General features: G+C 31.7%; 13 protein-coding genes, 3 rRNA genes and 1 pseudogene. 6 read left to right on the top strand and 11 right to left on the bottom strand.

From position 1 onward, the window contains the following. Positions 1-12: 12 nt before the first annotated feature. The 3 genes from rpoC to JM47_RS00650 all read left to right on the top strand — a co-directional run bounded on the left by rpoC (position 13) and on the right by JM47_RS00650 (position 5,421). Positions 13-3,921 carry a DNA-directed RNA polymerase subunit beta' gene (rpoC, locus tag JM47_RS00660; RefSeq protein WP_208895096.1) on the top strand — a complete coding sequence of 1,303 codons (3,909 nt, stop codon included), beginning with the start codon at positions 13-15 and terminating at the stop codon, positions 3,919-3,921. Between the two features lie 9 nt (positions 3,922-3,930). Then, entirely contained in the window at positions 3,931-4,407 is a 477-nt protein-coding gene (locus JM47_RS00655) for a hypothetical protein (protein ID WP_208895095.1), read from the top strand. A gap of 135 nt (positions 4,408-4,542) precedes the next feature. After that, positions 4,543-5,421: a hypothetical protein gene (locus JM47_RS00650; protein WP_208895094.1), complete on the top strand. Its 879-nt coding sequence runs from the start codon at positions 4,543-4,545 to the stop codon at positions 5,419-5,421. Between the two features lie 53 nt (positions 5,422-5,474). On the opposite strand, the gene JM47_RS00645 is transcribed toward JM47_RS00650, so the two are convergent. Continuing rightward, complete coding sequence (locus JM47_RS00645) at positions 5,475-6,668, bottom strand: hypothetical protein (RefSeq protein WP_208895093.1); 1,194 nt, start codon at positions 6,666-6,668, stop codon at positions 5,475-5,477. A gap of 188 nt (positions 6,669-6,856) precedes the next feature. On the opposite strand from JM47_RS00645, the gene JM47_RS00640 reads away from it, so the two are divergent. Then, complete coding sequence (locus tag JM47_RS00640) at positions 6,857-8,275, top strand: IS3 family transposase (RefSeq protein ID WP_318023472.1); 1,419 nt, start codon at positions 6,857-6,859, stop codon at positions 8,273-8,275. 70 nt (positions 8,276-8,345) lie between these two features. On the opposite strand, the gene JM47_RS00635 is transcribed toward JM47_RS00640, so the two are convergent. Further along, positions 8,346-10,055, bottom strand: a complete 1,710-nt coding sequence (locus JM47_RS00635) for a hypothetical protein (protein ID WP_208895092.1) — start codon at positions 10,053-10,055, stop codon at positions 8,346-8,348. A 286-nt stretch (positions 10,056-10,341) separates the two neighbouring features. Here JM47_RS00635 and rpsD point away from each other — a divergent pair, with 286 nt between their 5' ends. Next, positions 10,342-10,950 carry a 30S ribosomal protein S4 gene (rpsD, locus tag JM47_RS00630; protein WP_038101949.1) on the top strand — a complete coding sequence of 203 codons (609 nt, stop codon included), beginning with the start codon at positions 10,342-10,344 and terminating at the stop codon, positions 10,948-10,950. A gap of 204 nt (positions 10,951-11,154) precedes the next feature. Here rpsD and JM47_RS00625 read toward each other — a convergent pair whose 3' ends face one another. The 3 genes from JM47_RS00625 to JM47_RS00615 all read right to left on the bottom strand — a co-directional run bounded on the left by JM47_RS00625 (position 11,155) and on the right by JM47_RS00615 (position 15,689). Next, a complete protein-coding gene (locus JM47_RS00625; RefSeq protein ID WP_208895091.1) occupies positions 11,155-12,372 on the bottom strand; it encodes a hypothetical protein in 1,218 nt (405 codons plus the stop codon). 219 nt (positions 12,373-12,591) lie between these two features. Then, complete coding sequence (locus tag JM47_RS00620) at positions 12,592-14,427, bottom strand: Bax inhibitor 1 family protein (protein WP_208895090.1); 1,836 nt, start codon at positions 14,425-14,427, stop codon at positions 12,592-12,594. 350 nt (positions 14,428-14,777) lie between these two features. Continuing rightward, the gene (locus tag JM47_RS00615) at positions 14,778-15,689 is read right to left on the bottom strand and encodes a DUF6856 family protein (protein ID WP_038101955.1); all 912 of its coding nucleotides are present in this window, start codon (positions 15,687-15,689) and stop codon (positions 14,778-14,780) included. Positions 15,690-15,947: 258 nt separating this feature from the next. Here JM47_RS00615 and JM47_RS04015 point away from each other — a divergent pair. Further along, a pseudogene (locus tag JM47_RS04015) lies at positions 15,948-16,355 on the top strand (ATP-binding cassette domain-containing protein); the annotation flags it as partial. 26 nt (positions 16,356-16,381) lie between these two features. Here the strand turns inward: JM47_RS04015 and rrf are convergent. The 6 genes from rrf to JM47_RS00580 all read right to left on the bottom strand — a co-directional run bounded on the left by rrf (position 16,382) and on the right by JM47_RS00580 (position 25,410). Further along, positions 16,382-16,486 (bottom strand): 5S ribosomal RNA (rrf, locus tag JM47_RS00605). A 59-nt stretch (positions 16,487-16,545) separates the two neighbouring features. Then, positions 16,546-19,451: ribosomal RNA gene (locus tag JM47_RS00600) — 23S ribosomal RNA — on the bottom strand. Between the two features lie 281 nt (positions 19,452-19,732). Then, positions 19,733-21,248, bottom strand: a 16S ribosomal RNA gene (locus JM47_RS00595). The 16S, 23S and 5S rRNA genes sit together here, the layout of an rRNA operon. A 67-nt stretch (positions 21,249-21,315) precedes the next feature. Then, the gene (locus JM47_RS00590) at positions 21,316-22,143 is read right to left on the bottom strand and encodes a hypothetical protein (protein ID WP_038101720.1); all 828 of its coding nucleotides are present in this window, start codon (positions 22,141-22,143) and stop codon (positions 21,316-21,318) included. Positions 22,144-22,305: 162 nt separating this feature from the next. Continuing rightward, positions 22,306-23,886, bottom strand: coding sequence for a magnesium transporter (gene mgtE / locus JM47_RS00585; protein ID WP_208895089.1), 1,581 nt, complete (start codon positions 23,884-23,886; stop codon positions 22,306-22,308). A gap of 159 nt (positions 23,887-24,045) precedes the next feature. Next, positions 24,046-25,410 carry a leucyl aminopeptidase gene (locus tag JM47_RS00580; RefSeq protein WP_038102501.1) on the bottom strand — a complete coding sequence of 455 codons (1,365 nt, stop codon included), beginning with the start codon at positions 25,408-25,410 and terminating at the stop codon, positions 24,046-24,048. Positions 25,411-25,486: the final 76 nt, after the last annotated feature.

The raw sequence follows: 25,486 nt of genomic DNA, 5'->3' as shown, positions 1-25,486 counted from the left end.
AGGTGAACATTTATGAAACATAAAGGTATTAAATCACTAAAATTGGGGATTGCATCACCTGAACAAATTCTAAGTTGATCAAAAGGGGAAATTACTAAACCTGAAACAATCAACTATAAATCATTTAAGCCAGAACCAGATGGTTTATTTGATGAAAAAATCTTTGGTCCATCAAAAGATTATGAATGTTACTGTGGTAAGTATCGTAAAGTTAAACACAAAGGTAAAATTTGTGAAAAGTGTGGGGTTGAAATTACTGAATCAATCGTTCGTAGAGAACGAATGGGACACATTGAATTAACTTCACCTGTTGCTCATATCTGATTTACTAAAGAACTTCCATCACCTTCTAAAATTTCTTTATTATTAGATGTTACATATAAAGAAGTTGATCAAGTAGTTTATTATGTTAACTACATTGTACTTGATGAAGGGGATAACACTTATGAAGGAAAATCTATCTTTAATAAAAAAGAAGTACTTGATTTAACTTCACAGAAGAATTCAATTCGTTCAAGAAACAAATTACGTCGAACACTTAGAAATATTCAAGACAAATTAGCTGAGGGTTTAAGTCGTGAAGAGTTAATGCAAAACTATGAGTTTAGATTAGCTGTGACTTATGATCAAATGTTAAAAGATTCAAACATTCCTTTCTCTGTAAAAGATGTGATGGACTTTATTAACAAACACACTGGAGTTAGATTTGGAATTGGGGCTGGAGCGATTCGCGAATTACTTCAAAACCTTGATCTTGAAGAAGAACACCGTAAAATCAAAGAAGAAATCCAAAGCTCACAGAACGCTTATGATCAAAAAACAAGAAGATTATTACGTCGTTTAGAATGTGTAAGATGAATCAAAGATTCTGGTTCTAAACCAGAATGAATGGTACTAAAAAGAATTCCGGTTACACCAAGTGAAATTCGTCCAATTATCTCACTTGATGGGGGAAGATTTACAACTTCAGATATCAATAACTTCTACCGTAAAATTATTATCCGTAATGAACGTTTAAAACAAATGAAGGAAACAGATGCTCCTGAAATTATGTTAGATAATGAAAAGCGTCTACTTCAAGAAGCTGTTGACTCATTAATTGATAATAACTCACGTAAAAAACCAGTTACTGGTAAAGATAAGCGTCCACTTAAATCATTATCTAACCACTTAAAAGGTAAACAAGGACTATTCCGTCAAAACCTTTTAGGTAAGCGTGTTGACTATTCTGGTCGTTCAGTAATTGTTGTTGGTCCTGAACTTAAAATGTATGAAGTCGGGATTCCAGCTTTAATGATTTTAAAATTATTCAGGCCATTTATTATTGCTGAATTGATTCGTAAATATGATGATAATGGTAATGAAATTCAACCAATGTGTTCAAACATTAAAGTGGCTGAACAAAAGATTATTGCTCAACACAAAGATATTTGACCAGTAATTGAAAAAGTTATTAAACAAAGACCAGTTATTCTAAACCGTGCTCCTACACTTCACCGTTTAGGGATTCAAGCTTTTGAACCAAAAATGGTTGATGGAAAAGCGATTAAATTACACCCATTAGTAACCACTGCGTTTAACGCGGACTTTGACGGGGACCAAATGGCTGTGCATATTCCTTTATCAAAAGAAGCGGTTGCTGAAGCTCGTTCAATTTTATTAGCTTCATGACACATTCTTGGACCTAAAGATGGAAAACCAATCATTACTCCTACACAGGATATGATTTTAGGGATTTATTATTTAACAAAAGAACGATTTAATGAAAAAGCAGAAGCTTTAATGAAAACAGATCCAAGTAAAGCTCGTGAGGAATTAATAGCTAATTTCCACATCTTTAGAACACAAGAAGAAGCAATTCGTGCTTATAAATTAAAATCTGTTCGAATTAATGACTTAATTGCAATTACAACAAGAGCTTTTGCAAACAAACAATTTGCTAAAGAAGGGTTATTAATTACAACAGTTGGAAAGATTATTTTCAACCAAGCATTCCCAGATAATTTCCCTTACATTAATACAGTTAAGAATTTATATGATAATAACTTCAACGATATTGTTGAATATCATGAATCATTAGCTAAATTCTTAAATGCTTATAACTTAAATGCACCATTAAATAAAAAGATGTTATCTAATGTAATTGATCACTTATATAAGACTTCAGAAATTGAAGTAGTGCCAGCGACAATGGATAATATTAAAGAATTAGGTTTTAAATACTCAACAATTTCAGCAACAAGTATTTCTGCTTTTGATATTCCTTTATATGAAAAGAAATATGAATACTTTAGAGAAACTGATGAAAAAGTTGCAATGTATAAAGAATTCTATCTTGATGGTAAATTAACTGATGATGAACGATATACAAAAGTAATTCGTGCATGATCCGAAACTAAAGATAAAGTTACTCAAGATATTGAAGAATTAATTAATTCAGAAGAATATAACGATAATCCAATTGTGATTATGGCTAAATCAGGAGCTCGTGGTAATACTTCTAACTTTACACAGTTAGCAGGGATGCGTGGGTTAATGAGTAAGTCATATAACTATGACCAAAAACGTCAATCAAATGTTATTCGTGATACAATTGAAACTCCAATTATCCACTCATTTAGAGAAGGGTTATCAAACTTCGAATACTTCAACTCATCATTCGGTGCTCGTAAAGGGATGACCGATACAGCGATGAAAACAGCTAAATCTGGTTACATGACTCGTAAGCTTGTTGATTCAACTCAAAGTGTTGTTATTCATGGTAATGACTGTAATACAAATACAGGAATTGTTGTTCGTGAAATTCGTAACACAAAAGACAACACTTCAATTGAGGCTTTAAAAGATCGTATCGTTGGTCGTTATACATTAAACCCAATTGTTGATAGTTCTAATAAAGTTTATTGTGAAGCTGATGAATTAATTACTGCTGAAAAAGCAGAAAGTATTCAAAATGCTGGCATTAAAGAAGTTGAAGTTCGTAGTCCACTTCACTGTAAACGAACTCATGGTCTATGTCAAAAATGTTTTGGTATTGATCTATCAACAAACAAATTAATTGAAACAGGAACTGCAATTGGAGTTATTGCTGCTCAATCAATTGGTGAACCTGGTACTCAGCTAACCATGCGTACATTCCATACAGGGGGTGTTGCTGGGGATACTAACATTACTCAAGGTTTTGAACGGATCAAACAATTATTTGACTGTATCCAACCACAAGATAATGAAAAAGCAACAATTTCACAAGTTAAAGGTAAAGTTAAATCAATTGATAAAGACCTTAACAACAGTATTAGTGTAACTATTAGTTATGGCGAAGATAATGAAATAACTTATCCAATTAGAGCAAACTCTGTACTTCGTATTAAAAAAGGTGATAATGTTGAACCTGGTCAAAAGATTACAGAAGGTTCAATCGATATCAACGAATTATTGAAATGAGCTGGTATTGAAAAAGTTCGTCACTACATCATTAAAGAAGTTCAAAAAGTTTATCGTTTACAAGGTATTGAAATTTCAGATAAATATATTGAAGTTATTATCTCTCAATTAACAAACAAAGTTACAATTACTAACCCTGGTGATTCAAACTTATTTGTGGGTGAAACAATTAGTATTAATGAGTTTACTAAAGCTTCTCATGATATGTTAATTGCAAACAAAAAACCACCAATTGCAATTAATCAAGTATTTGGATTAGACCAAGCTCCAGCTAAATCTGGTTCATTCTTATCAGCTGCTTCATTCCAAGACACAAAGAAAACATTAACAGATGCTGCTGCTCGTTCTCAAAAAGATTTATTACTTGGATTAAAAGAAAATGTAATCGTAGGAAGTTTAATTCCTGCAGGTACAGGATTAAAAGATCCAGCTGAAGTAATTGCTTATGGGGAAGAAATGTACGCTAAACAATACTAGTATTAAGTTATGTTTAAATGATGAAAATCAAAACGCTTTATTGCTTTAAGTTTAACAACAATTGCACTAACAGCAACCTTTATTAGTGTTGCTGCAGCAACTAATTATCAATATAAAATCAAACCAACGGTTTTAGAACAATTACACCAAGATCAATTTAAACAAGAATTCTTAGCTCTTAAATTAGATCCATCTATATTAAGTGATAAGAATCAAACTAAATTAAATAAGATGGTTGTTCGTTTAACTGTTTTAGATGATAAAAGTAAACCAATTATGCAAGCAAGAAGTGTTTATAATGTTTATGATCAAAACAATAACATCTTATTTGTTAGAGTTAATAAAGATTATTTAAAACTTAATTACACAATTAATATTAATTTTGAACACACTATTTCAAGCATTAATTTTGTAATAAATGAACAATTCTTAGCTAATCAAATACTAGAAGATGTTCCTTGTGGATGTAATAAAAAGAACAGTTAATTAAAAACAATAAAACTAGCTTCAATGGCTAGTTTTTGTTTTGATCTTAATTAACAGATAAATAAATATTTATATTATCATCTATAACTTTTTAATAATGTTAAAATATAAAGATATTAATCATAAGGGATAAATATGAATAAAAAACTTATTAGTTATCATACAGCTTTAATTTTATTATTTGTAATGAGTGCAGTTAGCTTATGTTATTTCTTTATTGGTAGTATAACTACACCATCACAAGTTGGTTTTTTAGCTAATCATACTGAAAGATTTGCTCCTTTAAGTTTTGCATATCAATACTATATTGATCCAAATGTCTTTGACTATTTAAACTATCAATTAGTTTATGAAATTGTACTTAGTGCAAATGGGATTGGATCAATTGCAGTTTTAGGTGCTTGAATCATTTCATGAATTTATTACTTAATAATGGTAGGAATGCTTAAGTTTTGAAAAGGAAGTATGACTAACATCATTATTAATAGTGTGATAGCTATTTGTATTGTTTATTTATTCATTATTATCTTTGCTGGATTAAATGCATCAACAATTATAGAAAACAGTTATTATAGTTATTTAAAGAGTCAAGTATTAGCTAATAGTGCTTTAAGCACTAATCAAAAAGTTGATTTATTATTACCTTATATTAATCATTTTAATATTATTAATGCTGAAGATAAAAGTTTAACTTTATTATATGTTAGTGAACATAATATTCCTTTAAGTAATGTTCGTTTTAATTTAAGTTATAGTTATGATTATGTAAACTTTAATAAGTATGGATTAATTTATTGAACCATTACTTTTGCTAGTTTAGTATTTATTATTACTTTTATTTATTATTTAATAATTTGTATCCAATTATCAATGATTGTTAATGATAATTGAAAGATCAAGATTAAACCGCGTAAAAAAGATTTAAACATTGATCGATCTAAGAAAAATAAGAAACAGGAAATTGTAGCTCCTGACCCAAGCTTAGAAGTTATTTTCAGAGAGTTGGATTTATAGAGACAAAAAAACCAGCGGGCGTCCACTGGTTTTTTTGGTTTGATAAAATGATGTTAAGCTGCTTTAGGTGCTGCTGTTTTGTTTATTTTAAATGTAACTTCACTTACAGGAAGAAGATTATTTTTTTGATCATCTTTTGTTCAAAGAGTTTTGATTCTGTATGTATTATTTGGGAATGTATCTAGACTATAAATATCAAAAATAACTTCTTCATTAGTTTTTGAGATTTCAGCAGTTGCTACCCATTTTTTGTTAACCTGTATTGGAGTACTTTCTGCTGGAATATAGCTATTGTTTGGTTCATAAACTTCAAAGACAAATTTCTTATCTTTAACTTTTTCATAATTCTTTGGAGTTGTTTTAACACGAAGAACTACATAGTTTTCATTGTTAGGTACAATAGTTTGAACACTACTAAATTTAACAACTTTTTCATCTTCTTTAGTTGTAGGTTGAGTTTGTGTTTGTGGAGATGTCATACCTTGAGCAGAACCATTTTCAGTTTGGCTAGATGAACCTGACGATTCGCCACTTCCAGCTAAATTATCAGATCCTTCTGCTTTCTTATCAGATCCATCTTTTTTCATATCTTCTGACATAGAATTTTGTCCGCCGGCAGAATCGCCATCCTTATTTTCATCCATTTTATTTTTATTCTGATCTTCAGAAGTCTTATCAGTATCTGATGGTGTTTCTCCTTCTTTTTTCATTGGTTGTTCAGCTTGCTCGCCAGATCCGCCACCTTGTTTTTCTACATTTGGTGCTGCTTGATCTTTTTTCTCTGCTTCTTTACCAGCTCCATCACCTGAGCCTGGCGATTCTGTATTACCTTGTTGAGTTGTACCATCATCATTTTTCTTTTCAGAATCAGGGTTAGCACCAGAACCTACATTTGGTTTATTTTGTTCGCCTTCCCCATTTTGTTTAGAATTGGCTTCACCACCAGAATTATTAGGATTTCCTGGTTGAGTTTGGTTAGTTTGATCAGTTCCTTTAGGGTCTTTTTGAGTTGATGAATCAGGATTAGATGGATTAGTTGTATTATTTTCCGAACCTTGACCACTTGGATTTGTTGTAGAACCACTTCCTGGGTTTGTAGATTGAGATGGGTTTTGAGTACCCTGAGAAGGTTTATTTGGTTTCGCCTTTGTTGGTGCACAAGCTGCAACCACTCCAATAACACTAACCCCTGCCATAATAGCACTAACTGATAAAGCTAGTGCTTTTTTGTTTTTGAATTTACTCATATTTATAAATCCTTTGATAGTAAATTATGTCTAAAATTCCTTTTATCAAAGCTTGGATTTATTTGAAATATGGAGTGATTTTAAAAACTTTTTCTTCTTTTGCAAAAAAAAAAAAAAAAAAGACTTTTGGAGTTGGATGTTGAAATGAACCCTAAAAGTTGGACAACCAACGAAAGGATTCATTTTTCATGAAATTAACATACAAAGATAAGTTAGAGATCTACTCTTTGTACAAAGAAAAAGATTTTTCATTTAATAAAATTGCAAAGAAATACAATTTAAACAGAACCGTTGTTTGATACATTATTCGGTTAATAGAAAGGCATGGAACTAAGATTGTTTATCGTTCTAGGAATAAAAAATATTCTAAAGAATTCAAAAAAGCAGCAATTGATCGTGTTTTGCTTAACGGTGAAACTTATGTAAGGGTATCGATAGAATTAGGATTATCTAATGTTGGTTTATTACACTCATGAATTAAATCTTTTCTTGAAAACGGGTATAATGTTGTAGAGAAAAAGAGGGGCCGTAAACCATATGAACAAAAAGCAAGAAAACAAGACGAACATCTCATTGAAGCAAGAAAATGAACTTTTACGAAAGCAGAATTTACGCCTTACCATAGAGAACGAATACTTAAAAAAATTAGATGCCTTAGTTCAGAAAAGAGAAAACCAACAAAAGAAGAAATAGCTCAAGCTATCACAGAACTAAGGCAAGAATTGTTATGTAGTTTGAGATTCATTTTAGAAGTAATTAATAGCAATCCAAATTGTCCAGGCATTTCAAGAAGTGATTATTATTACCACCTTAAAAAGGTAAGTAAGGATCTGAAAAACAAGGAAATAATGAGCCTTATCACTGAAATTTATTACCACCACAAAAAACGCTATGGATACCGTAGAATCACACTAGAATTAGCAAATAGAGGGATTTTAATTAATCATAAAAAAGTGAAACGTTTAATGAAACTAATGGGATTATTTGCTCTAACTCCTAAAGCTAAATATCGATCATACAAAGGCGATTTAAATGGGGTAGTGAAGAGTCATCTATTAATCAAGATTCAAGATCAAGTTGCTCATAAAACTTATTATCAACGAGATTTTTCAACCACTTCTTGTAATCAAAAATGAACAACTGATGTTACTGAATTTCGCATCACTAATAGCAAAGTATACTTATCACCAATTATGGATATGCACAATAGAGAAATTATTGCTTTTAATATTTCAACAAGCCCTAACTTTCAACAGACAGTTAAGATGATTGGTGAAGCTTTTCAAAAGTTTGAAGACTTAAGTGGGTTAATATTGCATTCAGATCAAGGCTGACAATATCAAATGCGCCAATACCGCCAAATGCTAGCTGAGAAAAATATTATTCAATCAATGTCGCGAAAAGGTAATTGTCTTGATAATTCGCCTATGGAAAATTTCTTCGGTAAACTAAAAAACGAAATGTTTTATGGTCATGAATCTGAATTTAAAACGGTTGAAGAATTAATCCAAGCTATAACAAACTACATTCATTACTATAATAACGAAAGAATACAAGTAAAATTAAAAGGATTGACTCCTGTACAATACAGGCATCAATCCTTATAACAATAGACAAGAATTAATTTGTCCAAAAAATCGGGTTCACTACATACTATCATGCTTGGTTGTTTTTTAATTAATTTGATGAACTAAAAACTTTAGTTTGTTGTTTCTTTGATTTATCATAAAATAGATCATCAGCCATTTTAACTAATGTTGCTTGAACATTAATTAGTTCAGATCAATTATTAATAGGATATTTATTTTTAATGTAATCTAAATCAGATCCAGCTATTATTAAAGCATTGATTAATTCATTATAAAACCGTTTATATAAATGGGTTTGGTAATGAATTAAATTAATAATCATACTAAATCGTTGATTAATTAATTCACAAACCCGATGATTAAACTTAGTATCTAAAATTTCATTAAAATCAATTCTTTTCTTAAAGTGAATTAATTGATCTAAGTGTTCAATAAAATCAAAGTCTTCGACTAATCAGTTTTGATCAATGCGACAGTTAATCATCTCTCTTTGATTAGAATTGCAATATGCTTCTATTTGGTATTTTTTATTTTTAAGTTCAACTATTTTATCAACTAGATCATTGTAGATCATTAATCATTCAGCTAGATTGTAGTGGAGTTGATTAAGTTCATTTACAAAATAACTTAAATCTAAATAAAACTGGTGTGTTTTAAAAATAAAATCAATTGATTCAACAATTTCACTTTGATTGATGATTTGCGAACTAAGTTGATCTAAAATAGCTTGAATTTGTTCACACTTTACTAAAAGTTGATCAAACTTAAAGTTGTTTAGTTCACTGTTTAGTTTTAATAAAAATTCTTTAGTTTTATTGAGTTGGTAATTTAGTGTTCCATAATCTTTTTTAAAGACATTTTTATATTGTTCAAACAATTGTGCTCCAATTGCATTTTGTGAACTTAATTTATATAAATCAATGATTTTAGCTAAGTATTGTTTTAATTCATTATTCAGATCATTAAATTGACTCTGATTGATCATTGTTAAGAATTTATTATTCTTAAATAAAGCAAAATCAGCTATTGCATCTTTAATTTGTTGGATTTGACTTAATGTTAAAAAATTCTTTTTTTCAACATTTAAAGCTGAAGCATTGTTGTAATTATCAATTAATTGGACTTGTTTAATCACATTTAATAAGTTGTTTAAGATCCAATGTAAATTACTAATTTTATATAATAATTGAACATAGGTTTTAGAATACTTAAACCAAAGTTGTTCATTTTTTTGATTTCTTAAATCAATTAATTGTTGATTAAAAGCATCATTAACTGAATAAAATCTTAAACAATCAATATTATATTTATTACATAACTTAGTATAATGATTATTAAGTTGATCGATTTGATCAATTAATTGTTGTTCATTTTGATCATTAGCTAATGTATCTTTTCAAAATAGCACAATTGCATCATTTAATACATTAATTTGTTGATATAAATCATTGTTTTGTTCAACTAAAAGTTTATGGTACGTTTTTATTTTTTTAAAATTAAAACGAACAATACTTAATCGATAGTTTCTTAGATTAGCTAAGAAACTATTAAGATTATTACTAATTTGTTCTAAATAACTGTTAATTAAGTTACTATAGCTAGGATTTGAAACAAACAAATTAGATGTATTATAGTAGTAATGATTAAAATCACTTCTAGTGATGATTAATGCTTTTAAGCAAATGATCCGGAGTTGTTCATATTGCTTTTTATGTTTATTTATAATATAAAAAGCTCATAGATAAATAGCACTAAACCCTAAGGGTAATAAAAGTAAAATCAAAAAGTAATAGTACATAAACAACTCCTGTTGATTTATATTTATATTTATATTATAAAATGATTAACTATATCATTTGCATTAAAAATTAAAATCAAGTATAATATACAAAGCGATAATCAGCGTTATTGTATAGTCGTTGTCTATTACTGTCATAAATAACCAACTCTAGGTTGGTTATTTCTTATGTTTAATAGTAAGTTAGGCTGTGTCACTGAAATTATTAAAGAGTAATAAAAGCACTAGAACAATAAACATTGTTGATTGTACGCCAATAAAATGAAAACTATTAAAGGAGTCAATCATGAGTCGATATACAGGAAGTATATTTAAAAAATCTCGTCGTCTTGGATTTTCATTACTTGAAAATAACAAAGAATTTACTAAAGGAAAGAAACGTTCATACGGACCTGGTCAACATGGTAACAAGCGTACTAAGTTATCAAACTATGGTCAACAATTAGTTGAAAAACAAAAACTAATGTACTTATATGGTTTAAATGATCGTCAATTCCGTCGTCTTTATCGTGTAGCTTTAGGACGTGCTGGAGTTTTAACTATTAACTTATTACAAGTTTTAGAATCTCGTTTAGATTCATTAGTTTACCGTGCAGGAATTGCACCAACTCGTCGTGCTGCTCGTCAATTAGTTAACCACTCACACATTTTAGTTGATGGTAAAAAAGTTGATATTCCATCTGCTTTAATTGAAGTTGGTTCTGTAATTAGTGTTAAAGCAAATGCTTTAAATATTCCATTAATTAAAAACACAATGAACACACCAGCTCCATTTATGAAATTAGTTGATAAAGATACTAAAGCTGTTAAATATGACCGTTTACCAGAACGTGAAGAATTACCAGCAGATGTAAATGAAGCATACGTTGTTGAATGATACAACCGTTTAATGTAATTAATCATTTTATTACATACTCTAAAACACTTGCAAATGCAGGTGTTTTTTTGTTCTATACAAATTAAATTAGAAAACTAAATTATAAATATTAATAGATTAGTAATAAAAAAGAAGAAGCATTAAACTTCTTCTTTAATCATTACTTTTTCTCTATTTAATTGAGTTGTTAATAATAATTTAAATTATTTTTAAATTTAGGGATTAAGCTGATTGAGATGGGTCAGCTGGTGTTGCAGGTTGTCCAGAAGGTTCGCCGCTTGTTGATGAATCGGCTCCGCCTGTAGTTTCTCCATTTTTAGGATTAGATGTTGTTGCAGCACCTTCTGTTGATGTGCTTTCACTTTCAGATGTTCCAGCAGCACTTTGGTCAGAATTACTAGTAGTTGAGTTTGTATCACCTGTTGGCGCACCTTGTGAACTTGAAGAGCTGTCAACATTATTTGATGTTCCTATAGAAGCATTATTAGAATTGTCTCCTTGTGTTGTACCATCATTTTTGCCTGACGATTCACTTGCTGAAGAACCATCGCCTTGACCAGCTACAGTTCCTGATGCATCGCTTGATGTACCTTCACTTTGGTTATTTCCTGTATTACCAGTTGATGAACCACCAGTGTTTGAACTAGCTTCTGAACTTGCTGAATCAGTTGATGAACCACTATTACCTTGACCAGCTGTTGAATCTGAACCACTGCCTGATGAACTGTTGTTTGAGTCACCACCAGCATTTGAAGATTCACTTCCAGCTGTTCCATTACCTGAGCTGCTAGTTCCTGATCCTGATGAACCACCAGAAGCATTTTCATTTTGGTTATTTGAACCGTTTGAAGATTGGTTTCCTGCAGCTTCACCACCTGCTTGGCTTTCTTTACCACCGTTTTCTGTTGGTGGAGTTTGTGCATCACTACCTGCTGCTTCTTTTTCTACAACAAATTCTTTAGCTTTTAATGTTTCACTTAAAGCAACTTGTGTTGATTCATTAGCGTTTTCATTTGCAAAAACAGTAAGTGAAACTATTGTATAACTTGCTCCAGGTTCTAATCCTTCAAAACTTAAAGTTGCTTTATTATTTTCTACCTTAGCTTGAGCTGTTTTCTTAACAGCTTCTTGTCCTTCTGCTACTTTTTTAGATAATTCAACTTTTAAGTATTTATCATTTGCATTTGTAACATTTAAAACCAAATCATATTTATTTCCGTTTTTAGTTAACTTAGCATTTTCATCCAAACTAACAGTTGGTGTAGCTTGAGTTATAACTTCTTCACCTGATCCCTGTTTAGATGGAGTTGTTGGTGTTGGATTAATAGGTTTTTTATTCTTGGTTGGTGCACAAGCTGCAGCAACCCCGATAACACCCGCACCTATTGCAAGTGCACTAACAGCTAGAATTAGTGATTTTTTGTTTTTTAATTTTTTCATACTTTTAATAAATCCTTGTGTTTTTAAAATGTATGAAAATCCCTTTTATGTCAAAAGCTTGAAATCACAAAATATATAATAGTATAAACTAATTTATAATATATTGCAAAACAGGAAAAAAACAAGAACTTTAATTATAGTTAACTTCTTATTAATTATTAATAATCATTAAACTAATTAAAACTCTTGTAATCAATCTAATAAGTAAACAATATTTTCTTACTTATAATCTCTTCTTGTATATCTAAAATAAACACCAATATATAAAGCTGTTAATAAAGCAACTCAGATTAAACTATAAAGTGGTTTAATAACAACTTGATTAGCTCTTTTAATTGAATAAACTTGATCAACTGCTCCAAATAAATAATTATTTGAAGGAATTAATTTATATCGATAAATTACTTTATTTTGTTTATTTTCTCTTTGTTGAGTCTCATATCCTGAATACCCACCAATGATATATACTTCTCCATCAATATTAACTTGATAACTACCTGGTGCATAATTCTTGCTAACAACACTATTTCTAAGTAAAGTTAATAAGATTGGTGAATTTTGATGATAGAAGTAGATGTAATAAATTAATGCTGTTGTTAAATATAATTTCTTTTCAATAATTGATTTAATTTGTGGTTGTCTTATTGAATTCATCACAATTGTATTATCATCAACTAATAAGTGTAATTTATCTTCTAATCGATCATCAACACTATTACTAATAGCAGCTAATAAATTAGCTTTTGAAATACTAGGATCTAGTTGTTTAAATCATTTATTAGCAAATTCAATAAATACTTTTGAAGATAGAATTTGATGAAGTAGTGGTCAAATTAATTCACCAACAACATCTTGTTGAACTGGTAATAATTTATCATCTTCTTTAAAACTAATATCAAAATTATCAGCATTCTTACGAGCATAAATAATTTCTTTATCAACAAGTTTATTAGCAATTTGTTTAGAGTTAATAGAAGGATTATTAATTAAACTAAAGTTCTTTAAAGCATTAGGGACAATATATTGTAGATTTTGTTGATCATTACTTGCTATATTTAATTTAATTAAATTAGGATTTGGATTTAGTTGGTAATTACTTAGTTTTGAATCTTGATCATTGTAGTTTAAATAAGTACTAAGGGCTTTATCTTTTTTGTTTGTAATTACACTAATTGGATCTTTATCATTAACTGAAAACACATCAATTAATTGGAATGGTACTAGTAAATAAGATAGTGATTGGGTTAATTTAGCAGCTTGTTTTGAATCTTCAATAGCTTGGTTAATAAAAGCGATTTGTGCTTCATCAAACTTTGTTTTATTAACTGTTTTAGGAATAATAAAATATTCATCTTGTTTATTAGCTAAATAAAACTTTTCAGCATTTAGAATTGTTTGTGAATCATTATTTCCAGCTGGTAGTTTCTGATTAAAGATCTGAGCAAAAGTTTCAGCTCTTGATGTTGAATATAAACTAGCAACAGATCCCCCGATTACAAGTGGAACAAAAGTTAGAATAGGAATAATTAAACTAACTTTTGAATTAGCTTTAGAAGCAATTAATATAGCTACTAGTCCAAATATTAAATAAGTTACTAATACTGAAAAGAATGAAGAAATAAACCAAAGATTTACATCATTATTATATTTAAGATTACTTAAATAAAAGATCATTAATCCAACATAACTAATTAAAGTATGAAACACACCCAACAAACTAAAGAACACTAATTTAGTACTAAAAATATTTCTTCTAGTTATACTTTTAGAAAAAACTAAAATATCGATTCCTTCTTTAGCTAAATCCTTAAATAGATTTAATCCTTTTAAACATCCATAAATTAAAGCTAAAACTAAATTAATGACTAGATTAACATAACTAATAATTAAAAAAGTAGAAGCATCCTTAGCTACTGTATTAGCTACGATACCTAAAATAATGCTAATTATTAAAGCAATAACACCAAGCACATAAGTGCTTGGTTTTTTAAATATAATCCGAGCTAAAAAGCGTGAATAAGAATAGGCTTGTTTTAATGATGGTTTGATTAACATATATTAAAAAGACCTCTTATAAAGAGTTAGCTATATTTTAGATGATTTGCTAACTAAAAAATAAGAGGATTAATGCTGTAGTTATATTATTTATTAATTTATTAAATTAAAGGGAACATCTAATAATATAGCTAATTAATTATTGTTTTAAAATTAAACTAAATTTATTGTTAGGATAATTGTTGTAGCTTATTATAAAATTAATGAGTTATTGCTAAACTTTAGATAATTAGATTTTTAAAAGAGAGACTTTGTTTTAATCTTTCTTGTTTTTATAAAAATAAAATAAAATAAAATAAAAAGATAAACAATAAAAAATACCAACAATGAATGTTAGTATTTTGATCTTATTATCTTATCTTGTTTCCATAGAAACTAAAGATTGCTGCATTGAATTGACCACCGAATTGTGCACTATCTGCATTATATGGTTGATTACCTGCTGGGTATCGCTGGTTTTGTTGAGCTCTTGGGTTTTGTGGATTAGGTGCTTGTTTTTTAATTGAACCAAAATAAACTGTTGGTCCTTTATTAATATTTTCTTTAGTGTAAAATAAAATAATTCCTGGATTATCAGCTTGATATAAATCAACTAACTTCTCTTTTTTTAAGTAATTGTTTAAATACTTAACAACTTCTCTAAATTCTTCAGCTTGTTTATCAGTTCTAAAGTAAACTAGTTTATCATCTTTATCTCGATATTGTTTACTAACATCATATGAATAAGTTTGTGGTGCTGATGCTGCTCATCTTTTATCAGCTTCAATTGTACTAGCTTTAGCTGTTGCTAATTTTTGCATATATGCTTGTTCAGCTAAGAATACATCATCATTTAAGAAATCAACAAAACCAAAGAATTGGGGAACTGTTTTATAAGAGTCTTTATAAAGCTTAGTGTTATTAATAACCTTAGCTAGATCACCATTGAATTTAAGGTTGTAATTATTCTTTAAATCTTCAATTTTAGAGATGTGATTTAGTTCATTATTAAACATAAAGTTGTTATGTTGGATATTTGATTGTGAACCAAAATAAAGCACATAATTACCATCATTTACTTTACTAGTTCCTAGAATCAATTCTTTTAAACTAACCTTTGAGTTATTTAGATTATTATAAGATAATGCTTGATTTAATTCACTAGTATTTAAATTTTTAGCATATGTTTTTTGTTTTGTATTTAGAGCTAAAAAAGTAGCAGTTGCAACTACTCCAGCTGCTGCACCTAAAATTGATGCAGTAATTAATATTGCTTTTTTCATAAATACCTCTAAACAAAGATTAGTGAACAATTAAAACAATTAATTGCTTAGTATATAATATGTTAACAATTAACAATAAATATAATTATATAATAGACAAATATAAAATATACAATTCTTTAAACCTAAGGATGTTTATTCATTCCTAAAATTTAAAGATTACTAAAATACATAGTATTATAGTTGTATTAATATACTTAATTATCACTTAAAATAAAATCAACTAGATAATATTAATTGATAAGGAGTAAAAGAGTTATGGCAGATCAAATTCAGCACGATCAGAATTACATTTTAGAAGTTAATGACTTAACTAAAGTTTACAAAGGTTCAACTCAAGGCGTTCGTAATTTAACTTTTAAAATTAAAAAAGGTGAAATTCACGCTTTTTTAGGTGAAAATGGATCTGGTAAAACAACAACGATCAAAAGTATTATTAATGCTTACTCTTCTTATCAAGGGACGATCTTAATCGATGGGTTTGATAATAAAACACCAGAATCAAAAGATAAACTAGGGTATGTGCCTGAAAATGCTCTATTCCCGTCTGAGTTAACTACTTTTGATTATTTACACTCATTAGCTCTTTTATCTAAAGTACCAGCTAAAGTAGCAAAAGAGAAAATTCTAAACTATTTAGATAAATTTGGAATTTTATTCCTTAAAAAGCACCAAATGGTGCTTAATTATTTGCGTGGCGATGACCTATTTTATTTTAAACTATCGTCGGCTCTAGAGTGCTTGACTTCTGTGTTCGGGATGGGAACAGGTATTTCCACTCTGATATCTTCACCACACTATTTGATCGATATTTGAAAACTAAATATTATCAACACTTTTTAATCAATGACAGGATTTACATAAGTCCTCGAATTATTAGTATCAGTTAGCTTAACACGTCACCGTGCGTACACATCTGACCTATCAACGTTATGGTCTATAACGATTCTTACTCCATTTAAGGAAGGGAAGATTAATCTTGAAGTTAGTTTCACACTTAGATGCTTTCAGCGTTTCTCTATTCCACACGTTGCTACCCTGCAGTGCCGCTGGCGCGACAACAGGATCACAAGAGGTGTGTCCATTCCGGTCCTCTCGTACTAGGAACAGCTCTTCTCAATCTTCCTACGGGCATGACAGATAGGAACCAACCTGTCTCACGACGGTTTGAACCCAACTCACGTATCTCTTTAATCGGCGAACAGCCGAACCCTTGGAACCTGCTTCAGCTCCAGGATGAGATGAGTCGACATCGAGGTGCCAAACAGTGCCGTCGATATGAACTCTTGGGCACTATCAGCCTGTTATCCCCAGAGTAGCTTTTATCCGTTGAGCGATGACCCTTCCATACGGAGTCACCGGATCACTATGACCTAGTTTCCTACCTGTTCGACTTGTAAGTCTCACAGTCAAGCACCCTTATACCATTACACTCTATACACGATTTCCAACCGTGCTGAGGGTACCGTTGCGCGCCTCCGTTACCTTTTGGGAGGCGACCGCCCCAGTCAAACTGCCCACCTAACACTGTCCCCCAACCAGATTCATGGTTGCAGGTTAGAGAATTCTTATTGCAAGGGTAGTATTCCAACGGTGACTCCATATACCCTAGCGAGTATACTTCAAAGTCTCCTACCTATGCTCTACAAGCAATAAAAATTCCCAATATTAAGCTACAGTAAAGCTTCATGGGGTCTTTCCGTCCAATCACGCCAAGAGGGCGTCTTCACCCTCACCAGGATTTCACCGAGTCTACAGTTGAGACAGTCAAGAGATGGTTACACCATTCAAGCGGGACGGAATTTACCCGACAAGGAATTTCGCTACCTTAGGACCGTTATAGTTACGGCCGCCATTCACTGGGGCTTCAGTCAAAAGCTTCGCTTGCGCTAACATTCTTCTTTAACCTTACAGCATTGGGCAGGTGTCACCCCATATACATCGTCTTACGACTTAGCATAGAGCTGTGTTTTTGTTAAACAGTCCCCCCTCGCTATTCACTGCGGCTCACCGTTAAGTGAGCATCCCTTATTGCTAACGTACGGGATCAATTTGCAGAGTTCCTTAACTGTAGTTAACTCGCTAACCTTAGGATATTCTCCTTGACTACGTGTGTTCGTTCTCGGTACGAACTACATATTGTTTAACGCTAGAAGCTTTTCTTGGAAGCATGATATATATGTCTTCTCTACTGCCCGAAGGGGTCGATCGTACTCATAACTTAGTCTTATGACAAACGGATTTGCCTATTTGTCAACCTTGTTATTTAAACCAGAATCCGATTACTGGCACATAATAACCTTCTCCGTCACTCCATCACACAATACATAGGTACAGGAATATTAACCTGTTTTCCATCGACTACGCTTTTCAGCCTCGCCTTAGGATTCGACTTACCCTGGGAGGACGACCCTGGCCCAGGAACCCTTAGTCAATCGGTTTAAGAGATTCTCACTCTCATTCGTTACTCACGCCAGCATTCTTGCTTGTATAAAGTCCAATAGCCTTCACAGTCTACCTTCATCCCATATACAACACTCGTCTACCGTAGCAAATGCTACCCATAACTTCGGTTATATGCTTAGCCCCGTTACATCTTCCGCGCAGAGTCTCTCGACAAGTGAGCTGTTACGCACTCTTTAAACGGTGGCTGCTTCTAAGCCAACATCCTTGCTGTTTAAGAAACTCAACATCGTTTTCCACTTAGCATATATTAGGGACCTTAGTTAATGATCTGGGCTGTTTCCCTCGCGACAATGAAGCTTATCCCCCACTGTCTGACTGCTGGAGTAGATTATATGGTATTCAGAGTTTAATTCTATTCAGTACACCGAGGTGGCGCCATCATAGATTCAGCGCTTTACCCCCACATAATCAATAATCCAACGCTATTCCTAAAAATATTTCGACGAGAACGAGCTATCACGGAGTTCGATTGGAATTTCACCGCTATCCACAGGTCATCCCCTGTCGTTTCAACGAAAGTGGGTTCGGTCCTCCAGTAAATGTTACTTCACCTTCAACCTGCCCATGGATAGATCACTCCGTTTCGCGTCTATTGCAACATACTAAAGCGCCCTGTTCAGACTCGGTTTCCCTACGGCTCCGTTTCTACAACTTAACCTCGCATGCTACAATAACTCGCTGGCTCATACTTCAAAAGGCACGCTATCACACATTGATGTGCTCTAACACCTTGTAAGCTTATGGTTTCAGGTTCTATTTCACTCCCATCTCTGGGTTCTTTTCACCGTTCCCTCACGGTACTATGCGCTATCGGTGACAAACTAGTATTTAGGCTTACCCAATGGTCTGGGCAGATTCAGACAGGATTCCACGTGTCCCGCCCTACTCAGGATACTACTAGGTAAAATAATGATTTCGTATACGGGATTATCACCCTCTATGATTTGGCTTCCCAACCAATTCTACTATCATTATTTAGTCCACATTGTAGTCCTACAACCCCAAGATAAATCTTGGTTTGGCCTGCTCCCCTTTCGCTCGCCGCTACTGAGGGAATCACATTCGTTTTCTTTTCCTTTGGCTACTGAGATGTTTCACTTCACCAAGTATTGCATTATTAAGCTATGTATTCACTTAATAATAGTATAGTAATGGAGTTACTATACTGAGTTTCCTCATTCGGAGATCAACGGATTGGCGTTTCTTATCAACTACCCGTTGCTTATCGCAGATTTGCACGTCCTTCATCGCCTGTTTGTCCCAAGGCATTCACCATAAGCTCTTAGTAACTTATTATAAATCCTTTAAGTTTTGTTATATGATTGTTAACTATATTAAAAATATAGTATCTGTTCAATGACAAATTTAATCGTCATTGATTAGAAAGATTTGTTGATATTATTCAGTTTTCAAAGATCAATCACCATATTAAAAACTAATATGGGAGAGAATGAATCTCTCAAAACTAAATAGAATCCGACCATTATATGAATGTAATAAAAAAATAATTGTGGCTATATATAATGGATTTTGTATAAATGTACACTTAGTACGTAAATTTAAAATTTACTCCGAAGAAAGGAGGTGATCCATCCCCACGTTCTCGTAGGGATACCTTGTTACGACTTAACTCCAGTCACCAATCCTACCCTAGACGTATGCCTCCAAAAAGGTTAACAGTACGGTTTCAGATATTACCGGCTCCCATAGTTTGACGGGCGGTGTGTACAAGACCCGAGAACGTATTCACCGCGACATGTCTGATTCGCGATTACTAGTGATTCCAACTTCAAGAGGGCGAATTGCAGCCCTCTATCCGAACTGAGACTAACTTTATCAGATTCGCTCAACCTTGCGGAATTGCAGCTGTTTGTATTAGCCATTGTAGCACGTTTGCAGCCCTAGATATAAGGGGCATGATGATTTGACGTCATCCCCACCTTCCTCTACCTTGCGGTAGCAGTATCGATAGATAAATTAACTAGCGAAAGGGGTTGCGCTCGTTGCGGGACTTAACCCAACATCTCACGACACGAGCTGACGACAACCATGCACCACCTGTCATATTGTTAACCTCCGCTATATTTCTATAGCATTGCAATAGATGTCAAACCTAGGTAAGGTTCTACGTGTATTGTCAAATTAAGCAACATGCTCCACCACTTGTGCGGGTCCCCGTCAATTCCGTTTGAGTTTCATTCTTGCGAATGTACTACCCAGGCACATCATTTAATGCGTTAGCTACAACACCGACTCATAATCGAGCCGACATTTAATGATGATCGTTTACGGTGTGGACTACTAGGGTATCTAATCCTATTTGCTCCCCACACTTTCGAGCCTAAGCGTCAGTAATAGTCCAAGTTGGCGCCTTCGCCACCGGTGTTCTTCCATATATCTACGCATTTTACCGCTCCACATGGAGTTCCCCAACTCTCTGCTACACTCTAGATTCGTAGTTTTTGATACAGCTAGACGTTAAGCATCTAGATTTCATACCAAACTTACAAATCCGCCTGCGCTCGTTTTACGCCCAGTAAATCCGGATAACGCTTGCATCCTATGTATTACCGCGGCTGCTGGCACATAGTTAGCCGATACTTATTCAAATGGTACAGTCAAACTAAAATCATTTCCTATTTTAGTGGTTCTTCCCAAATAAAAGAACTTTACAATCTTATAGACCTTCATCGTTCACGCGGCATTGCTTCATAAGGCTTTCGCCCATTGTGAAAAATTCCCTACTGCTGCCTCCCGTAGGAGTATGGGCCGTGTCTCAGTCCCATTGTGGCTGTTCTACCTCTCAGTACAGCTACGCGTCAATGACTTGGTGAGCCGTTACCTCACCAACTATCTGATACGTCGCACCCTCATCCAAAAGCGTTGCAAACGCAACTTTCTACATTCACTCATGCAAGTAAATGTTATTATCCGGTATTAGCTAATCTTTCGACTAGTTATCCCAAACTTAAGGGTAGATTGGATACGTGTTACTCACCCGTTCACCACTAAGCCAAAAAGGCTTCGTTCGATTTGCATGTATTAGGCATGCCGCCAGCGTTAATCCTGAGCCAGGATCAAACTCTTAAAAATTGACGGATTCTATTTAGTTTTCAAAGATCATTCTTGTGCTATAAGACACAACCTTATAAGTATATCATTAATTAGAAATGTTTGTCAATACTTTTTTTATTTTTTTCGCATTTCTTTTTTTATTACGGTTTTTAGCAATTGCTAGATTCATAATTTCTCGATTTAAATTAGTAATCTCGTTGCCACTAGAAGAAATTGACATTACTTTATAAGTTAATAAATGTAATGGACACACCAAAGATTTGAATTGACTACATTGAAACATAATATTAAAAACAAGCCAGCGTTGAAAAAAGTTGGTTTGTTTGATTTTAGTGAAATGATAAATACTAAGATCACTAAATTCTTTATGTTGCAATTTTAGAACACTAATCTTAAAACAGGTTTCAAATTCATCATCATTAATCGTATCAACAATTGATCCAATAAAAGATGCAATAGCTTTATAAGTTTGCTGATTGGCTTTTGTTAGAGTAATGTTGTTTAATTCTAACGCTTGTTTGAATTTGGCTTTAGTTGCTGTATAGAGTGCTGTATTTTGAAATAAAACTTTAATCTGAATAAAATAAATCACTAAATTATTAACTAAAATCGTTTTCTTAATGTCATTATAATGATAAGTTCAATAAGCATTCCGGTTAGTAATATGCTCATAGACAAAGTTGTGCAACTCCTTATAACCATACAAGAAGCAAATAAAAGCACAAACTCATATTAAATAACGATTCGTTGTTGACCAACTAACAAACTTCATTTCTTGTTGTTGGAAAATACGAATAATAAAGGTGATTAGAATTTTATTTTTATGCGGATATTTATATAGTTGTTTTTCAAAAGTTTTAACATCATCAGCAACCAATTGACAAAAGGTGTTGATAAATTCTTCTGCAACCATAATAAACCTATGTTATTAATGATTTCTATATCGTAATTATTATAACCTAATTCATTAATAAAAAGATATAAATTATTAAATATTTTTTAAGATTACATAATTAATATTAATTAAGGTTGATAAATAAACAATAAAAAAGTACCTTTGGTTTAAATAAGGTACTTAGATCATATTAATGTTAGGTAGTAAGATTTGATTAAAACTTGTTGTTGTTGTTGTTGTTGTTGTTGTTGTTGTTGTTGTTGGATGTTCAATTATATTTGCTTGAACTACAATATTAGGATCAACAATTAATAATAAGAAAGCAATTCCCATTCCAAATAAGATAATAGTTGTCACCATATCTAATAAAGTAGATAGGATTGGAGTAGACATAATTGTTGGATCAATTTTTAGTTTAGTAGCTAATAATGGTAATGTACCACCTAATAGTTTAGAAATAATAATTGATAAGAATAAAGCAAGCGAAGTAGCTGCTGATACAATTGTACCAACTACCATTGGATTATTAATGGTAGTAACTAAAAGTCCATTACTTTTAAGATCAGGTGGGACAATTGCAAAATAAACAGCTAATCGAGCAAAATTAATGACCCCTAAAACAAGTCCCATTAATACCCCAACTAAAAACTCTTTGCCCATTACCTTATTATATTCTTTAATGGTGATCTCACCAATCGAAAGAGCACGAATCACAGAAGCTGCAGACTGACTACCTGCATTCCCTGAAGTCCCAGTCATAGCAGGGATAATTGGAACTATTACTAAAGTTGAAAGTCCTGCTGTTAAGGTTTGCCCTAAATCCTGGAATTTATCAATTAAAAAAGCTGTTAAAGTAGCTGAAAGCATTAAAATTGCTAATCAAAGAAGTCGTGATTTAAAAATCACAAACACGTTTGATTTAATATAAGGAAAGTCAAGTTCAGCAATCCCGTACATTTTATAAATATCAGTTGTTGCTTCTTCATCTAAAATTGGTTGAATGTCGTTGTCAGTGATATATCCAATTAATTCATCATCTTTATTAATAACAGCAATTTGTTCAATTTGATATTTTCTAAAGATTTCAACTACATCTTCAATTTCTTCATCAGAACGTACATAGAATACATCTTCTTTATAAACACTACTTACTTTTTGATCAAATGAATCAGCAAACAATAAGTTATGGATGGTAACAAAACCTTTTAATTTATTTTCATCATCAACTACATAAATTAAGTTACTTTGTTCAAAATCCTCATGCATTCTTTTAATTTCAATAATTGCTTCTGTTATGGTTAGATTAATGTTTAATGTAAAGAATTCAGAGTTAACAATTGCTCCAACATGATCTTGATCAAACTCACTTTGTTGTTTAATTGCTGCACGTTGTTGACTATCAAGAGCAATGATAATTTTCTTTAAGTGTTCAGGTAGATCATAAGTTAAATTAATAACATCATCATTATATAGTTCAAATAAGATGATTCTTAGTTGATGAATACTTGCAGTTTCTATAATAGCTGCTTGGGTTTTAATGTTTAAATATTTAAAAACCTCACCACAAATACTATCTTTATTAGCTAATAAAACAAATAAAATAACATCTGCATCTTCAATGCTTTCAAGTGCTTCAACAACATAGTCAATCCGTTTGTTTTTTAAAGCTTTTTTAACACCATTGATATCTTTGTGTTCGTAAAATTTGGTAATAATGTTAGCAAGTGAAGTTTTTTCTTGTTTAATTTGTCTACTAAACATCACATATACCTCATCCCAAATATTATTTAATTATAAACCCAACACCATTAAAAAATAGCAATTTTTATTTAAATTTATCATTTATTAATAGTTAAATAAAAGATATTAATAAACAAACAAAAAAGTAGGAGCAACCCTACTTTTGTTTAATGTTATTAATTAGAATTTTTGGTTAACTGCAATGTTGTAGAATGTTCTTAACATTACCCCAGTTCCCTTATGACCAACATCAGCTGTAATCGCAACATCGAAGTGTGCATAAGGTAAGTTTTCAGTGAACTCTTTTAAGAAACTTGCAGCACGTGAAGAACCACCACGCGGATCAGATACTGAGTTAGCAATATCAGCAACATCTGATTTTAACATTTTTAAGAAGTCGTTGTGGAATGGAAGTCTTCATACTAATTCACCAGTGAATTCAGCTGATTTACTTACTTCATTTCATAAGCAGTTTGAAGTTGTTCAAACTCCTGAGTATGTATCACCAAGAGCATAAATCATTGCTCCTGTTAATGTGGCAATATCAAATAATTTAGATGCTTTTAAGTCTTTAGCAGCATATGTTAATGCGTCAGCTAAAATTAAACGTCCTTCAGCATCTGTGTTATCTAATTCAACAGTTTTTCCGTTGTATGCAACTACTAAATCATCTGGTTTTTGAGCTTCAGCTCCAAGTAAGTTAAACACTAATGGACAAACAGCAACAACATTAACTTTTTCTTCATTAACTGCTAAAGCACGTACTGTTGAAGCAACAATTGCTGCTCCTGACATATCGAATTTCATTCAACGCATGTGTGAACCAGTTTTAACATTATATCCACCAGTGTCAAAACATACACCTTTACCAACAAATGCATATTTTTCTTTTGTTGATGAGTTGTTTAAGTATTCGATTACAACAAGACGAGGTTGGAACTTTTCACTAACTGCAGCTTTTCCTACTCCGTAGTGTAAGTTCATTCCTTTTTGTAATAAATCATCACGATAAAGAACATTAATTTTCACATTCTTAACGCCTGTGAAATAAGCTTTAATTTGTTCTTCAAAATCACCTGGAGTCATTAAGTTTGAAGGTGTATCTTGTAATGTTCTTGCAAATGTTTGAGCTTCAGCAACTGTTGTGTATTTGCTTACTAATTCTTCATATTTTTTGTCAAATACTAAGTTGTGAATGTTTTTTGGAGTTGGTTTTGTTTTAGCAGTATATGGAGTTGCTTCAGCATACATTAAAGCAGCTACTAAAATATTAATAACTGATTCATGACGTTCTTCTGGAACTAATGCTAAAAATGAGTTTAAATCAACACTCACTGGTTTAGCTGCTTTTTCTAAAAAACCAAGCACTGAACGTCATAATTCATTACTATCAAATGTTTCAGTTAACACTAAGTAATGTTCTTTTTGATAAACTTCACCAAAAATTTTGTGTTCAGTTACTTCTTCTTCAAACCCTTTGATTTTATGATCTTTACTAACAGCCTTTAATTCATAAATAAATTCTTTTTTTTCGTTTAGTGTCATGATTATCTTCTTTCTTGCAATCCTTGTCTTTTTATTATATTAAAAACCTATTTAAAAAAATAAATAATTTATTAAT

The sequence above is a fragment of the Ureaplasma diversum genome, from assembly GCF_000941095.1.
In the GTDB taxonomy this organism is placed as follows: domain Bacteria; phylum Bacillota_I; class Bacilli_A; order Mycoplasmatales; family Mycoplasmoidaceae; genus Ureaplasma; species Ureaplasma diversum.
This window is presented reverse-complemented; position numbering and strand designations above follow the sequence as displayed.